We start from the raw sequence: 14604 nt of genomic DNA on the forward strand, positions 1-14604 counted from the left end.
CGCTCTTAATCGGCCGTCCTCCCGGAAACCAGCAAGGGATGGAGGGCACACATTCCGCCCAGAATGCAGTCCTCGTGGCCACGTCACCGTGCTGAACAAGACTTCTCAGAGCAGGAGCTATGTCTGGCTGCGCAGGTCAATCAACCGACGAACTCGCCTAACAACTTCCAGGTCGCCGGCACGCAGAAGTCGCATGTGGGCTACACGGTGTCTCACGTGCATGACGTCTGAGCGCACCCTCGCCCACTCATCCGCCCGTAGCCCCAGGATCTGCCGCTCCGCGCAGAGTGCCTCTGCTAACGAGATGAGTTCCGACAACTGCATCCAGTCGAGTGGACTGCGCAGGTGATCGATCGACGTGGCGGCGGCGATGCCGTCCCGACGGGCTAGCTCGACCAATCCAGCGGTGTCTTCGCCGAGACCAGCCGTCCTCCACCCCTCCCCTAAATCGGATTGCAGTCGATCCGTTACGGATACTCGAAGTTGGCGCTCCAGGTTGAATAGCTCTGCAGCAACGCGGATCCAAGAGTCCGGCGCGTCGACACACTGAGCCACCGTAGAGCCGAGTGAGTCAATCCAAATCTGCCGGTTGACGAACGGCAAAAGATCGATCCGGTCGCCTGTTCCGACCTGAACAAGGCCACTCGCGGCAAGGCTCGCCAAGATCACGTCGTTGGGAACATCGTAGGCATCAAGAACTTCCAGGCGCGACTCGTAAACCCACGAATCGACTAGGGCCAAAAGATCTGGCCCTAGTTCGCGCCACGCGCGATCAGCAACGGCGCGTTCAGCGCTCTTGACACGGCGGCTCTTCTCGTTCCCACTATCCTCACCAACGGTGATGGCTACAAAGCTATCCAGAAGTGCACGCGAACCACACGCAAAGGCTACAACTCTTTCGGCGTCTTGCCGATCGCGCACCAGCGGCAGGACGATTTCCAACGCGGCTTGTTCGCGAAGTAGTCGAAGCCGAACTGTTTCCGCATCAGCCAGGAGTGAGCTAGCTGCCAGGATCGGAAACCGCGACAGGGGATACTCGGACATAAACCATACGCTGGCTCCCCGAAATCTCGCCGCCTCGAATTTCTCCCGCAGATCGCCGAGGGCCGTCTCAATGTTGCGTTGGTCGTCTGCGGGATTACCGGGGCTGACGATCACTAAATCGCCAGTCGTTGCAGTCGCAGCCCATTGCGGCAGTGCCGGATCTGTCAGACTAAAGCAAGAAGTATTTCCCGGTCGCTGTTCCGCGACTGCTTCAGGAGTGAAATCTTCGCCGCAGTGGACAGCTGCTGCATGTGTGAACGCGAGCGAACCCTGCCGCGAAAAAAGCGCGGCCAGTTCAGGGTACCAATCCAAATCGACAGCCATCACAGCACCCTCGCTGTAGCCAATGTCTGACAAAGGGCACCGAATTCGATCTCACCATCTGCACCTTCCGTAACGAGACCAAGATCCAGCAGTCTTCCCACCTCTATCGAATACTCGTCCTCGAGACTGCCCCAGTCTGCGTCGCCCGCAGCAGCCAACCGAAGGAGGCTGGCCTCCGTGGGGTAGTGGCGCTCGAAGGAGCCAAACATCTGCGCCAGACGCTCCGCCACCCCCCGGCGCCAATTTCGCTGGACTGCCTGCACGTTTTCGTCAGTTACGCGAATCGGGAACATGTCCTGCCCGAGACCCTCTACGACCGCAGCAGCCAATGTCCGGTGCAGGAATACGTCACCGATTGCGATCTCGTACATCTTATCGAGAGAATCAGAGGACCATTCCACCCCCATCCTTTTTCCGACGTCAGTAGTAAGTCGATCCACTTCCACCTTTGACATTGGCTGAATATGATAGGACCGAGCCCAATTAAATAGCGGATTCTCGACACCGAAGAGTTCCCCGCGATGAATAGCGGCACTCGTAATGCCGGAGACCACTACGTTGAATATCGAATGCTCTTGAACTAGCGACCGGAGCGCGCCCAAGAACTCCGGAACCTCGGGCCGGCTCCCCTCTTTGAGGGTTTCCGCATCGCCCAACAATGACTCGATCTCATCCAGCGCCAAGACAACTTGGACGCCTCGGGTCTCGCAGTCGTTGAGACTCACCGCAAGCGCTCGCTTGAACTCACCGATAGACGCGTCGAGCTCCAGTTCAGCAAGTTCAGCTCGCCTCACCCCCGCTGCCCGAAAAGCCGCCAGGAGACCTTGGGAAATCTCCTGCACGAGTTCGACCTTCAGCCGCTCACTCCGCTGCGGAAGGCTTTCCAAATCTCGAAGAACAAAGATTCGGTCACTTCTCCCGCTCACAAATCGCCGCCCCAACTCCTTGACCAGCGAAGTCTTACCGGTTTTCCGAAGCCCAAAAACTCCGCAGACCTTTCCCTGGCGCAGTTCTTCCTGCAATTGAGTGAGTTCCTTGCGACGCCCAAAAAAATCGGCGCCCGTTACAGGAAGTGTCTCATCGTAAAGATTCCTGCTAGCTAGTTTACGCTGAAGTTCCGCCAATAAACTCCTAGCGATATGATCCGGAGTTCCCTCGATAGAAAAGTGGATCCCCAACATCGGGTCACTTTGGGCCCAAGCGTGCAACTTCTGAGGCGAGCGCGGATCAATAGAAGAGATCAGAACAACGTGATCTTCGCATGATAAGTTCTGTGGAAGTAAAGTTCGTCGTTTTTCCGCCGTAGACAGCACCGCCGGCTGCAACTCATGAACGAGGGAGTAGATGAGCATTACGTCCCGGTTGAGTCCGAACCTGCCGGCCAAACCTTCGCCAGGGTCGACGAGCGCCATCCAACTGCCATCCACGTACTTGCGGATGTAGCGGAAGTCCGCGCCGAGGAGTTTCAGCGCCTGCCGATGCTCTACTACCGCTGGCACCGCCTCCCGGAGCCGCTCGAACTCGCGGGAAAGCTCGCGATCTGCGAATGCGCCATCCTCAATCACTGGAAATACTTACCACGCTCAGGCATGTCTCGGCATACGTTCACCAGGCTTCATCAAAAGGAGGTGAAGGATGCGAGCGCAAGCCGCGGCCTGGGAGTGTGCGTCATTCCGCCGCGTATCGGGCACCTTCCTGCCGCCGGGCCGTACCCAGGAAGGGTGCGCCGAAACCGTCCCGAAGCTCGCATGTATCAGCGGGTTGCGAAGTACTTCTGCAAGCGTCGGTGCCGGTGCTTGAAGAAGGCGTCGACTACCCACGCGAGGAGCATGCCGAGGCCCGGAATGGGCAATTGAGGCTGCAGAGTCACGCGGTCATGCACCTGCGTTCCGCGCGCGACCGGAGTCAGCGTCCGCTCGTGCTCCCAGCGCCGCATGCTCAACATTGTGGACCGCTCTAAGAATCGGACGCCTGCCTCGAGCTCAACCACGGTCAGGTGGTCGAAGTCGAATGGGATGAGGCCGAACAGGCGGAGCCAAGCGCGGCCGATCGGCTGGCCCAACGGAATGGTTTCCACGGTCAGCCCAGACGCGCTGCGCGGCAGCCTCATCGTCATCCAGGGTCGCATCTCATGGTTGATGCCATCGGGATGGACGACCCGCTCCCACACGGCTTCCGCAGCTGCCGGAACTTCGACCTGGTTCTCAACGATCTTCGCTGTCACGTACGCCTCCCTGTCCATGTGCCTGCCGAACCATCACACACCGTCGCACGTTCAGCGTGCCGCCATCCGCTCATGCTGGCATCCGCGCGACCGTGCCGACACGAGGGCATCGCCGAAGTCACCAGCGACACGGAGCGCTCGAGTGGAGAGGGTTCGTGCTGCCAGCCCATTGCCTCTGCTTCTCACGCAGCGCGCGAGACGTCAATGCGGAGGTGGCGGTCCGTCGAAGTCGATCCTCATGAGTCTGCTGTCGGCCCAGTCTTCGAGCCGTGTCGGTCGAATGGTGCCTGGGTCGTGGGGTTGGTTGAGGTCGTCCACAATGGCGCTCAGGACGGTCTGCCGCTCAGTCGGATCCACGACGGGCGCTGCATGTGCAGGTAGGTCAGCCGTGACACCATTCTTGAGGTGGAAGATGAATGACGGCTCGGCGAGCAAGTTGGCGTACCAGCTGGTGGCACCTCCGCCGGCGCCGCTGCACAGGTAGGTGTTGCCTGCGGCACGGTAGAAGAAGATCTCGATCCGTCGCGGACGGCCTGTCTGCCGCCCGATCGTGGTGATGTCCACGATCCGTTCTCGCGTTCCTGCAGCGGGAGTGATCTCGATACGCCTGCGTACCGACTCCGGCAGGTGCTCCAGGCTCATGCGACCTCGTTCTGCAAAGCCGGACCCAGCAGCAGGCCGCCGTCGATGACGTACTCGGCGCCGGTGATGAACGATGCGTCCGACGAGGCGAGGAACAGCAGCAGCCGGGTGACGTCGTCGGGTTGGCCCAAGCGAGGGACTGCGAACGGATCGGGCGAGTAGAAGTCCGCGATCGCGGCGTCGCTCCCGGCAGCGGGCTCGGTGATGAATGGTGTGGCGATGACGCCGGGGTGGATGGTGTTGACGCGAATGTGATCCCGTCCGAGCTCGAGTGCTGCCGTCTTCGTCAGACCGCGCACGGCCCATTTGCTGGCGACGTACGGCGCGTAGTACGCGGTGCCGCTGGTCCCCATCGTCGAGGCGATGTTGACGATCGCCCCTCCGCCGGCGCGTCGCAGCGCGGGCGCTGCGGTCTTGATACCGAGGAAGGTGCCAGTCAGATTGATGTCGAGGATCCGGCTCCACGTCGCGTGGTCGGTGTTCTCGATGACGGCCGGCGGGTTCTGGACCCCGGCGTTGTTGACCAACGTCGTCAGGGCACCGAATCGCCGTTCTGTCTCCGCGATCGCAGCGGTCCACGAACTCTCGTCCGTGACGTTGAGGTGGACGAAGTGCGCATGATCGCCGAGCTCGGCGGCGCGAGCAGCACCGCGCTCGGAGTCGATGTCGCCGATGACGACGTTGGCACCCTCCGCATGAAGGGCCTCCACGTGGCTGGCGCCCTGGCCGCCGGTCCCGCCGGTGACGAGCACGGTGTGATGGTCGAAGCGTGGCATGAATACTCCTCAGAATGGTGAGTCGAGCGACTCACCTCGGAACTCTAGGTCGTGTCCAGTGGTGAGTCAAGCCACTCACCTCGCTACACTGCGTCCATGGAGAGTGATGGCCCGACCTACCACCAGCGAGTCGCTCGAGAGAAACGCGCCCTCATCGTGCAGGCCGCGACCGATCTGTTCCTCGAGCTGGGCTACGACAGAGCCTCGCTCGCGCGGATCGCAGAGAGCGCCGAGGTCTCGAAGGCCACGTTGTTCAAGCAGTTCCCGACCAAAGCGGCCTTGTTCGACGCCATCGTCACCGAGTCCTGGGCCGGAGCCGATGCCCTCGACCTGCCGAGCGCCGGCAACCTGGCCGACGGACTGGCGACGATCGGTCATCGCTACGCGGCCCTGCTGACCCGTCCCGAGATGACCGATCTGTTTCGCATCGTCATCGCCGAGCTGCCACGATTCCCGGAGCTCGCCAAAGCTCAGTTCTCGCAAGGGAAAATGCCCTACTTCGAGTCCGTTCAGCGCTACCTGCAGGACGAGACCAACGCTGGGACAGGAGAGATAGCCGACACAGAGCTGGCCGCCACCCAGTTCCTCGGGATGATTTCGAACTTTCTCTTCTGGCCCCGACTCCTCGTGCCGGGATGGACAGTGAACGACGTCCGAGCTGCAGAAGTTGTTGATGAGGCCGTCCGGACGATGGTCGCCCGCTATGCCCACACGCGCTGAGCACCACCGAGTCACCTGATGGGCTGATCAACCGTCACCCAGCGCCGCCTCGCGTCCTCACCCATTCGTCGTACGACACCGGCTCGGCGTCGTTCTCCGCCTGGTCGACGATGCTGTCGGTGAACCAGGTCCGCAGCGACACCATCTCCGGCGTGGAGCGCAGGGTGAGCAGCTGGTGGGTCTCGCTGAGCTCGTCGGCCAGGTTGTCCGCGGCCAGCAGCTCACGCACCACTGTGGCCATCTCACGGGGAAGGGTCATCTCGATGTCGACGTGCTCCAGCCCGGCCGCAGCCGCGTCCAGAGCAGTACGACGGCCCAGGTGGCGGGCGAAGGCCGGGCGAGTCACCAGCCGCTCGATGAGCTCGCCGAGCTCACGCGGCGGCGTCGGGCCGTCCTCGGAGTCGATGAGCTGGAGCTCACGGACCAGATCGTCGAGGCGCTGGTCGATCTGAATCCCCAGCTGCACCGGGCAGCCGGGCAGCCGTACGGTGACCCAGTCCGTGGGTAGGGCGGCCGGCTCAGGCCTCGCCTGCCCGGCGTGCTCCACCATGGGAGGCCGTACGTCGTGCTCGACGCCGTCGCCGGCGAGCGCGGCCCAAATACGTCGCCCGTCGACACGTTCCTCGATCCCCCACGACTCCGCCAGCACCGACACGATCACCAGCCCGCGTCCGGTCGTGCCCTGGCTCTCGACCGGAGAAGGGGCCACGGCAGGGAGCGGGACGAGCGCGCCGTCGTCCTCGACGCTGAGCCGTACGCCCGACTCGAGGTCACGCAGTCGGACCTGCATGTAGGGGCTGCCGCTGTGCAGGGCAGAGTTCGCGGCCATCTCGGTGACGCACAACGCGGCATCGTCGACGAGATGCCCTCGGCCCCACTCCACGAGCCCGTCGGTGACGAATCTGCGCGCACCGGGCACGCTCGCGGCCTCAGCCGCAAGGCGCACCCGCAGCTCAGGACGGCCTCCGTCGGACACGGACTTCATAGGGGTCAGTGTGCCTCGCGCCGGCCCCAGCCGTCAGCGACTCGACCTGACGGCTCCGATCAGCGAGCGGCCAGCGAGCGCCGGGCGCGGTGCCGGCGGACCGCGGCGCGATTGGCGCAACGGACCGAGCAGTAGCGCTGCCGTCCATTGCGGGTGACGTCCACGACCACCGCAGAGCACGGATCGCCCTCCACCATCCCCGCTTCGCACCGGCCCAGCCGATGGATGCCCCGGGTGGTCAGGTGCAGCGCCGTGCCCACGCTGATGACCGCGCGCAGCACGTCGGGAAGCGAGTCGTTGGCGTCGTCGCGGTAATGAAGGTGCCACCCTTCGGAATCGTGATCGGTCAGCCGCGGATACGCGGTCGCCTGCGCCATCAGATCGTTGAGCAGCCGCGCCCGCTCCCCCGGCTCCGGCGCATCGACGACGCGAAGCCACTCGTCGATCACCCGCCGGGTGCGCTCGTGGTCGTCCGGGGACTCGGCGAAGTCCATCGTCATCCCGAGCTTCCGGGTCCGAGCCTCGATGCCGGTCCGGTCCTCAGGCCAGTCGTCAGCGAGCGAGGCGGCGAGCAGCACGGCGTACTCACCGTAAGGGTTGAGATGCATAAGACCATTACAGCGCAGTGGCGACCATGACCGACAGCGCAACTGAGGAGTCCCGGTGCACGGACGCCACCCACGACCACGGCTGGCTCACCGAGTCCAGCCATCAGACCTGGAGGGCCGAGTCGTCTACGTGCGCTGCGCACTCTGCGGCGTACGTCGCGTCGACCTCCAGCCGCACCCGCTCCTACCGCCGCGGGCGCTGAGCCGCGAGCACGGGTGAGCGGAGGAGCGTCACTCCGCCGCGGCCGGGTCTTGATGCCCGCGCGCAGTCCGACCGTTCAGGGACGGGCCAGAAGCGTCTCGCCAGCCAGTGCCATCGTGATACGCGTCGTCGCCGGCCACATGACTATGGCGGCAAGGACGAGGAGCGCGCCAGCGGGAGCTTCAGACCAGGGGGCTGTGTCGTGGGAGACATAGCCCGCAGCGATCGGACCAACGATGAAGTATGTCGGCAGCACCGTCGTCGCGGCGATCAGCAGCGCTGTAACCACTGTGCTCACGGACCGTGCGGTGGACGGCCGGTCTTCGGAAGCCTCGGGCCATCCAGTCGAGATGTAGCCACCCGCTGCGGTCGTGGCAGCAATGATCAGCGCTGCGGGCCACAGCACGCCAACGACAATGAGCGCCGTCAGGTCGAAGTGCGGAACGGTGACCGGCCTGCCCGCGATCCCAGATGCCAAGACCAGCACGCCGATGCCGACGAGCACGGCAGCCGGGATCACGGCGAGCGGCCACAGGATGAGGCGACGAAAGGCGGGCATCAGCAGAAACGGCAGTGCGAACGCCGCGACAGCCAACAACAGGACTGAGAGCCCGTAGAGCTCAGCCGCATGCCCGATCGAATCCCACGGGCTGGCCGGCCACTGGTAGTCGTAGAGGTGGTCCTGCCGCTTGAGGCAGGCAGGTTCGTCGAAGCCGCCACGCGGGCACACCCCAGACCAGCGTTGCCACGCTGCCAGGTAGGCAAGAACCCCTGACCCGGCGAGTGCGGCTGAGGTGAGCGCGCGTGCGCCGAGGTGTCCCGGTTTCATGCGCTCACGAGAGCAGGCCCTTCAGCCGTTTGAGGCCAGTGCAGCCGTGCCTCCTCGATGTTGGGGACGGACTGGCAGTCGCCGCTGGTCGGCCCTTCGGGATGAAGGGTCGTACTCGCTCGCCGCTCGCGGCTCTACGAGCGGGAACACTCAGGCTGGCTGGGCGTCGCGGAGCCGCTGCGAGATGACGGTGGTGACGCCGTAGAGGGCGTCGCCGACCTCCATGGTGCGCTTCTGGTGCGTGATCACCATCAGCTGGGAGTTCTTGCGCAGCTCCTCGTAGATCTCCAGGGGCCAGGCCGAGATTCCTGTCCTTCGCTCAACCCCGGCATGGGTAAGGATCTGTGCCCGGGTTGAGCGAATAGTGCGATGTCAGACGCCCACGCCGGCGGCCAGCGCCTTGACATCCGCCGTGGTCAGCGGGTTGCCAGCGATGGCCCAGTCGCCGCTGTGAACCTCTTCGACGAGACACCACGTGACGGGTCGCATGTTCTCGCCCTCGATCTCGACCATCGCGTCGGTCAGCCGGCGGACGATCTCCTGCTTCTGCTCGTCGGTGAATACGTTCTCGATCACCTTTACCTGAATCAGCGGCATGATGGTTCCTTTCGGTTCTGGCACCCGGGATGGGCGCCTGTTCTTGTGGGCGCGAGCCGCGCCTCGGCTTGTCGTCAGTCGTTGCAGCTGTTGGGGATCACGGCGTCGGGAATGGCGCCGGCGAGATGAGCCTGGACCTCTTCTCCGACCCCGCCATCGGCCGCCAGACCGGAGGTGAAGGCGCCGAACCCGGGGCCCGCCTCGGCGTAGGCCCGAAAGTCGTGACCCAGACACGCCTGGTGGTTGGGTTGGGCTGCGGTGGCCGGAGCCCCGAGGGTCACCGCGATGGCAGCGGCGCCGAAACCAACCGCGATGCTGCGGGCAAGGACTCGTCTGATCCGTGAGTCCACTTCTTCTGCGATGCCGTCCATGGCGTCCCCTCGCGTAGTCGATGAACACAACGCTAGGTCCGGCAAACGATGTGCGCATCGGGGCTAGTACGCAGGTGTCGACCCGTCGGGAGACCGGGGTGGCGGCATCCCGCCAAGCTGGTTCGGCCTAGTGGCGCGTCCCGGAAGTTCCTAGGCGCTTCGCGCCGCCATGGCACGCACCTCGCGGCGTTGGCGCCGCTCGGAAGACGCCCGGTATGACTTCGCGACGCCGGCCTCGCGATGCACGCACCCTGACGACGCCAAGCATCCAGGAACTTCCAGGACACACCACTAGTCAGGACGCTGTTCGATCAACGACGCGGCGCGGGCGGCGATCGCGGCGCGCCCGGACCTGCCCCGCAGCCCGAGCTTCTCGTACATGTTGCCCATGTGGCGCTCGACCGTGCGCACACTCACGAACAGCTGCTCCGCAATCGCCTGGTTCGTCATCCCCGCTGCCACGCAGCGGAGGATCTCGGTCTCCCGCGCGGTCAGCACACCCTCCGTGACGTCGTCAGGGGGCAGCTTCGGGAGGAAGGTGTTGATCTCGCGCAGAAAGACCGCCCACGCAGGCTCGTCGGCGAGGAGCATGTGGTTGTGCCCCTCGAGCGGCACGAAGCGAGCGTCGGGGATGGACGACGCCAGCTCCCGGCCCTGCTCGAACGGTACGGCGGCATCATCCTGGGCGTGCATCACCAGCGTCGGGGTGACCACCCGGGCGAGCAGGTCGGTGACGTCGACCTCGTCACGAGCGCGCCGCATGAGTGCCGCCGTCTCCGGGGAGGCAGAGATCCGCTGCATCTCGTCGAACCACATCATCTGCTCGCGGGTCGCCTGCGGGACGAACAGCGTCGTGAAGATCCGTCGGAACGCCGGGTTGGCCTGGCCCCAGCCTATTCGGATCAACGACTGCATCGCTTCGGCCTCGACGCGGGCCGACGGCTCCCGCCGTAGACGTCCCAGGGCAAAGCCACCACACAGGAACAGGTGGCTCACCCGCTCCGGATGCCGCGCCGCATAGGCGATCGCGACCGCACCACCGTTCGAGAGCCCGAGCAGGGAGAACCGCTCGAACCCGGCAGCGTCAACCACGGCCTCCAGGTCCTCCACCCAGGCGTCGACCGAGAAGCGCGACACATCGCGGTCCGAGACACCCGAGCCCCTCTCGTCGTACCTGAGCAGGGTCCGTCCCTGTGAGAGGGCAACCAACCAGTGGTGCCACAACGGGCTCTCCCAGTCATGCTGCAGGTGGGTCATCCACGTCGCCACACGCACCAGTGGCGGACCGCTGCCATGCACCCCGAAGGCCAGACGCACGCCGTCGGCCGAAGTGCAGAAGCGGATCTTCTGGGCCATCAACTCAGGCTAGTGCCAGCCGCTGAGTCCGGGATAGGGACCGCGCTGATCCGCCGAGTCACCGTGAGCGGATCGCGGCTCTCATCGAGAAGGGGCAGACCCGAATCAGGCCGGCTGGGCGTCGCGGAGGCGCTGCGAGATGACGGTGGTGACACCGTCGCCGCGCATGGTCACACCGTAGAGGGCGTCGCCGACCTCCATGGTGCGCTTCTGGTGGGTGATGACGAGCAGCTGCGAGGACTCGCGCAGCTCCTCGTAGATCTCCAGGAGGCGGCCGAGGTTGGTGTCGTCGAGCGCGGCCTCGACCTCGTCGAGGATGTAGAACGGCGAGGGGCGCGCCTTGAAGAGGGAGACCAGGAAGGCGACGGCCACCAGGGACCGCTCGCCACCGGAGAGCAGCGAGAGCCGCTTGACCTTCTTGCCCGGGGGCCGCGCCTCGACCTCGATGCCGGTGGTGAGCATGTTCTCCGGGTCGGTGAGGACGAGTCGGCCCTCGCCACCGGGGAAGAGCCGCGAGAAGACGTGGTCGAAGGCGACGCGTACGTCCTCCCAGGCCTCGGTGAAGACCTGCTCGACGCGGTTGTCGACCTCCTTGACGATGTCGAGGAGGTCCCTACGGGTCTGCTTGAGGTCCTCGAGCTGCTCGGTGAGGAACTTGTGACGCTCCTCCATCGCGGCGAACTCCTCCAGCGCGAGCGGGTTGACCTTGCCCAGGGCGCGCAGGTTCTTCTCCGCGACCTTGAGGCGCTTGGCCTGCTCGGCACGGACGTACGGGATCGGCTCGCGCTCGTTGCCGTCCTCGTCGGGGTGCTGCGGGACCAGCTGGTCGGGCCCGTAGTCCTTGACGATCGCCTCGGGGTCGAGGCCGAGCTCGTCGAGGATCCGCTCCTCGAGCTGCTCGATGCGCATCCGCTGCTGGGCCCGGGCCATCTCGTCGCGGTGGACCGAGTTGACCAGCTCCTCGAGCTCCTTGCCGAGGTTGCGCAGCAGCGAGCGGCACTCGCGCAGCGCCTGCTCGCGCCCGGCGCGGGACTCCTCGATCTCGGTGCGGGCCCTGGCGGCCTGCTGCACCGAGACCTCCAGACGGTCCAGCGCGTACGCCACCGCGGTGCCGACCGCTCGCGCGGCCTCGCCCTCGCGGCGCATCTGCTCACGGCGAGCGGCCGCCTTGGCCCGCTGCTCGCGCTCCTGCCGGGCCGCGCGGAGCAGCCCTTCGGCGCGTCCGGCCAGCGCGCGAGCGCGCTCCTCGGAGGTACGCAGCGCCAACCGCGCGTCCATCTCGCGCTGTCGAGCGTCGCGGGCCGCCTGAGCCAGCTCCTCGCGGGCGCTCACGTCGGGCTCGTCCTCGGGCTCCTCCTCGGCCATCGCGAGCCGTTCCTCGAGCTCGGCGAGCCCGGCGACAGCGTTCTCACGCGCCTCCTGCGCCTGCTCGACGGCGGCCAGCAGCCGCTCGGCCTCGCCACGAGCCGCGCGTGACTGCGCTCCGAACTGGCCGAGCTCCTCAGCCACGGCGGCCAGGGTCGCGTCGGACTCGTGCAGCTTGGCCAGCGCGACGTCGACCCGCTTCTGCGCGGCCAGCCGCTCCGCCTCCAGGCGGGAGGTCTCGAAGGTGGCCCGCTCGGAGACCGCATTCGCCTCGGCGAGCTGGGCGGTGGCCTCGTCGACCGCCGCCTGCACCTCGAGCAGGCTGGGCACGCTGGAGGAGCCGCCGGCGGCGAAGTGGGCGCCGATCAGGTCGCCCTCGCGGGTCACCGCGGTGATCTCGGAATTCTCGGCGACGAGCGCCTGGGCTGAGGCGAGATCGTCGACGACCGCGACCTTGTCGAGCAGCCGCGCCACCGCGGGCCGCAGCACCGGCTGACACTCCACCACGTCCAAGGCGTACGCCGCCCCCGCGGGCAGCGACAGCCAGCCGCCGGTCTCCTCGGGCGATCCGCCCAAGAGCAGGCCGGCGCGGCCGAGATCCTCGGTCTTGAGATGCTCGATCGCCCCGACCGCACGCTCGGCGGACTCGACGACTACCGCGTCCGACGCGATGCCCAGCGCCGCCGCGACGGCGGCCTCGTAGCCGGTGCGCACCGCGAGCAGCGAGGCGACCGAACCCAGGACGCCGGGCAGGTCCGATCCGAGCAGCGCGCCGGCGCCGTCCTTGCGGTTCAGTCCCATCTCCAGGGCGTCCTTGCGGGCGGCCAGGGTGGAGCGGTCGCGGTCGGCCTGCTGAGCCTCGGCCTGCAGCTTGCCGAGCCTCCCCTCGATGTCCTCGAGCGCGGCGGCGGCGGCCTCGTGCTCGGCATCGAGGCCCTCCTCCCCCGCGTCCAGCCCGGCGACCTTGGTCTCCAGGGCGGTGAAGTCGCGCTGGGCCCGCTCGGCGCGCGCCAGCGCCTCCTCACGAGCAGCGGTCAGCCGCCCGACCTCCTCGTCGGCACCCGCCGCACGCGATCGGAGCGCGTTGACCTGGCCGGTCAGCCGGGCCATCCCTTCGCGGCGGTCGGCGGCGGCGCGCTCGAGCCCCTTGACCCGGCGCTCCTCCTCGGCCGCGGCGTCCTCGGCCGCCTTGCGGGCCTCGACCGCCTCCTCGAGGGAGTAGCGAAGCTCCTCGACCTCGGCGTCGGCGGTCTCCTCCTGCTCACGGGCCACCTCGGCCTGCGCCTCGAGCTCCTCGGAGTCACGCCCCTGGCGCACCTCCAGGTCTTCGGAGCCGGCCGCGTTGCGGACCCGCTCCGAGGCCAGCGACTGGGTGCCGCGCAGCCGCTCGCGCAGGGAGTTCAGCGCGAACCAGGTCTCCTGCGCGGCGGCCAGCGCCGGCAGGTCCTCGCGCAGCGCGGCCTCGAGCACCGCCTCCTGCTCGCGTCCCTCCGCGATGGTCTCCTCGACCTCGGCCCGACGGGCCAGCAGCGCGCCCTCGTCGGCCAGCTCCTTGTCGAGCTCGGTCCTCGCGGTGACCAGGTCGTCGGCATAGATGCGGGCCTTGGCGTCGCGTACGTCCATCTGCACCGTCTGCGCCTGCCGGGCAACCTCCGCCTGGCGACCGAGCGGCTTGAGCTGGCGGCGGATCTCGACGAGCAGGTCCTGGAGCCGATCCAGGTTGACCTGCGTGGAGTCGAGCTTGCGCAGCGCCTTCTCCTTGCGCTTGCGGTGCTTGAGGACGCCGGCGGCCTCCTCGATGAAGCCGCGGCGGTCCTCCGGGGTCGCGCGCAGGATCGTGTCGAGCTGGCCCTGGCCGACGATGACGTGCATCTCGCGGCCGATGCCGGAGTCCGACAGCAGGTCCTGGACATCGAGCAGCCGGCATGGTTGGGAGTTGATCGCATACTCCGAGCCGCCGTTGCGGAACATCGTGCGGGAGATGGTGACCTCGGCGTACTCGATCGGCAGCGCGCCGTCGGTGTTGTCGATCGTCAGCGACACCTCGGCGCGGCCCAGCGGGGCCCGCCCGGCGGTGCCGGCGAAGATGACGTCCTCCATCTTGCCGCCGCGCAGGCTCTTGGCGCCCTGCTCGCCCATGACCCAGGCGAGCGCGTCGACGACGTTGGACTTGCCCGAGCCGTTGGGGCCGACGATGCAGGTGATCCCGGGCTCGAGCTCGAGGGTCGTCGCGGAGGCGAAGGACTTGAAACCCTTCAGCGTCAGACGCTTGAGGTACATCGGCTTCTCCCCCGGCTCAGGACCACGTGGTCGTACATGATTCGCAACACATCAGCGTGGCTGAGGTGAGTCAGCAAATCTAATCGTCGCTGCTCAGGGGAACCCCAGCGGGTCGAGGATAACCCGCGGCGCCCGACGATCTGGGGACGTTGCCGCTGACCCGCTGGTCGAGCCGCCGGAGCCGCTAGGCGGAGGCGTGTCGAGACCAACACGGTGAGCTCGGCGCTCGATGGGACTGTTTTGTTCTGGTATTGCTAGTCGGATGGCGTATTAGGGGCTAG

The 14604-nt window shown here is 66.4% G+C and carries 13 protein-coding genes; 1 reads left to right on the forward strand and 12 read right to left on the reverse strand.

Going from position 1 to position 14604, the window contains the following annotated elements; translation table 11 throughout:
- Positions 1 to 117: 117 nt before the first annotated feature.
- The 5 genes from ABZZ22_RS02835 to ABZZ22_RS02855 form a co-directional block, all read right to left on the reverse strand.
- Positions 118 to 1368 carry a hypothetical protein gene (locus ABZZ22_RS02835; protein ID WP_354926591.1) on the reverse strand — a complete coding sequence of 417 codons (1251 nt, stop codon included), beginning with the start codon at positions 1366 to 1368 and terminating at the stop codon, positions 118 to 120.
- A complete protein-coding gene (locus ABZZ22_RS02840; RefSeq protein WP_354926593.1) occupies positions 1368 to 2933 on the reverse strand; it encodes an ATP-binding protein in 1566 nt (521 codons plus the stop codon). Before ABZZ22_RS02840 ends, ABZZ22_RS02835 begins: the two co-directional genes overlap by 1 nt.
- 188 nt (positions 2934 to 3121) lie before the next feature.
- Positions 3122 to 3592 (reverse strand): hypothetical protein, encoded by a 471-nt coding sequence (locus tag ABZZ22_RS02845; RefSeq protein WP_354926595.1) that lies wholly within the window; start codon positions 3590 to 3592, stop codon positions 3122 to 3124.
- A 201-nt stretch (positions 3593 to 3793) separates the two neighbouring features.
- Positions 3794 to 4234 (reverse strand): nitroreductase/quinone reductase family protein, encoded by a 441-nt coding sequence (locus tag ABZZ22_RS02850; protein ID WP_354926597.1) that lies wholly within the window; start codon positions 4232 to 4234, stop codon positions 3794 to 3796.
- Positions 4231 to 5010: a glucose 1-dehydrogenase gene (locus tag ABZZ22_RS02855; RefSeq protein ID WP_354926599.1), complete on the reverse strand. Its 780-nt coding sequence runs from the start codon at positions 5008 to 5010 to the stop codon at positions 4231 to 4233. The genes ABZZ22_RS02850 and ABZZ22_RS02855 overlap by 4 nt, the downstream gene beginning before the upstream one ends.
- 156 nt (positions 5011 to 5166) lie before the next feature.
- Here ABZZ22_RS02855 and ABZZ22_RS02860 point away from each other — a divergent pair, with 156 nt between their 5' ends.
- Positions 5167 to 5730 (forward strand): TetR/AcrR family transcriptional regulator, encoded by a 564-nt coding sequence (locus ABZZ22_RS02860; RefSeq protein ID WP_354926601.1) that lies wholly within the window; start codon positions 5167 to 5169, stop codon positions 5728 to 5730.
- A gap of 34 nt (positions 5731 to 5764) precedes the next feature.
- Here ABZZ22_RS02860 and ABZZ22_RS02865 read toward each other — a convergent pair whose 3' ends face one another.
- The 7 genes from ABZZ22_RS02865 to smc all read right to left on the reverse strand — a co-directional run bounded on the left by ABZZ22_RS02865 (position 5765) and on the right by smc (position 14323).
- Entirely contained in the window at positions 5765 to 6715 is a 951-nt protein-coding gene (locus ABZZ22_RS02865; RefSeq protein WP_354926603.1) for an ATP-binding protein, read from the reverse strand.
- Between the two features lie 59 nt (positions 6716 to 6774).
- Positions 6775 to 7323, reverse strand: coding sequence for a CGNR zinc finger domain-containing protein (locus tag ABZZ22_RS02870; protein WP_354926605.1), 549 nt, complete (start codon positions 7321 to 7323; stop codon positions 6775 to 6777).
- Between the two features lie 278 nt (positions 7324 to 7601).
- A complete protein-coding gene (locus ABZZ22_RS02875) occupies positions 7602 to 8354 on the reverse strand; it encodes a hypothetical protein (RefSeq protein WP_354926606.1) in 753 nt (250 codons plus the stop codon).
- A 372-nt stretch (positions 8355 to 8726) separates the two neighbouring features.
- Positions 8727 to 8975, reverse strand: coding sequence for a tautomerase family protein (locus ABZZ22_RS02880; RefSeq protein WP_354926607.1), 249 nt, complete (start codon positions 8973 to 8975; stop codon positions 8727 to 8729).
- A 50-nt stretch (positions 8976 to 9025) separates the two neighbouring features.
- Complete coding sequence (locus ABZZ22_RS02885) at positions 9026 to 9322, reverse strand: hypothetical protein (protein ID WP_354926609.1); 297 nt, start codon at positions 9320 to 9322, stop codon at positions 9026 to 9028.
- 291 nt (positions 9323 to 9613) lie between these two features.
- A complete protein-coding gene (locus ABZZ22_RS02890; protein ID WP_354926611.1) occupies positions 9614 to 10678 on the reverse strand; it encodes an alpha/beta fold hydrolase in 1065 nt (354 codons plus the stop codon).
- Positions 10679 to 10783: 105 nt separating this feature from the next.
- A complete protein-coding gene (gene smc / locus ABZZ22_RS02895; RefSeq protein ID WP_354926613.1) occupies positions 10784 to 14323 on the reverse strand; it encodes a chromosome segregation protein SMC in 3540 nt (1179 codons plus the stop codon).
- Positions 14324 to 14604 lie beyond the last annotated feature (281 nt).

The sequence above is a fragment of the Nocardioides sp. NPDC006273 genome, assembly GCF_040613495.1.
Classification (GTDB): domain Bacteria; phylum Actinomycetota; class Actinomycetes; order Propionibacteriales; family Nocardioidaceae; genus Nocardioides.

Coding starts and splice junctions, on each gene's coding strand:
- ABZZ22_RS02835 (WP_354926591.1), bottom strand. CDS start 1,368: ATGGCTGTCGATTTGGATTGGTACCCTGAACTGGCCGCGCTTTTTTCG.
- ABZZ22_RS02865 (WP_354926603.1), bottom strand. CDS start 6,715: ATGAAGTCCGTGTCCGACGGAGGCCGTCCTGAGCTGCGGGTGCGCCTT.
- ABZZ22_RS02855 (WP_354926599.1), bottom strand. CDS start 5,010: ATGCCACGCTTCGACCATCACACCGTGCTCGTCACCGGCGGGACCGGC.
- ABZZ22_RS02875 (WP_354926606.1), bottom strand. CDS start 8,354: ATGAAACCGGGACACCTCGGCGCACGCGCGCTCACCTCAGCCGCACTC.
- ABZZ22_RS02850 (WP_354926597.1), bottom strand. CDS start 4,234: ATGAGCCTGGAGCACCTGCCGGAGTCGGTACGCAGGCGTATCGAGATC.
- smc (WP_354926613.1), bottom strand. CDS start 14,323: ATGTACCTCAAGCGTCTGACGCTGAAGGGTTTCAAGTCCTTCGCCTCC.
- ABZZ22_RS02870 (WP_354926605.1), bottom strand. CDS start 7,323: ATGCATCTCAACCCTTACGGTGAGTACGCCGTGCTGCTCGCCGCCTCG.
- ABZZ22_RS02885 (WP_354926609.1), bottom strand. CDS start 9,322: ATGGACGGCATCGCAGAAGAAGTGGACTCACGGATCAGACGAGTCCTT.
- ABZZ22_RS02890 (WP_354926611.1), bottom strand. CDS start 10,678: ATGGCCCAGAAGATCCGCTTCTGCACTTCGGCCGACGGCGTGCGTCTG.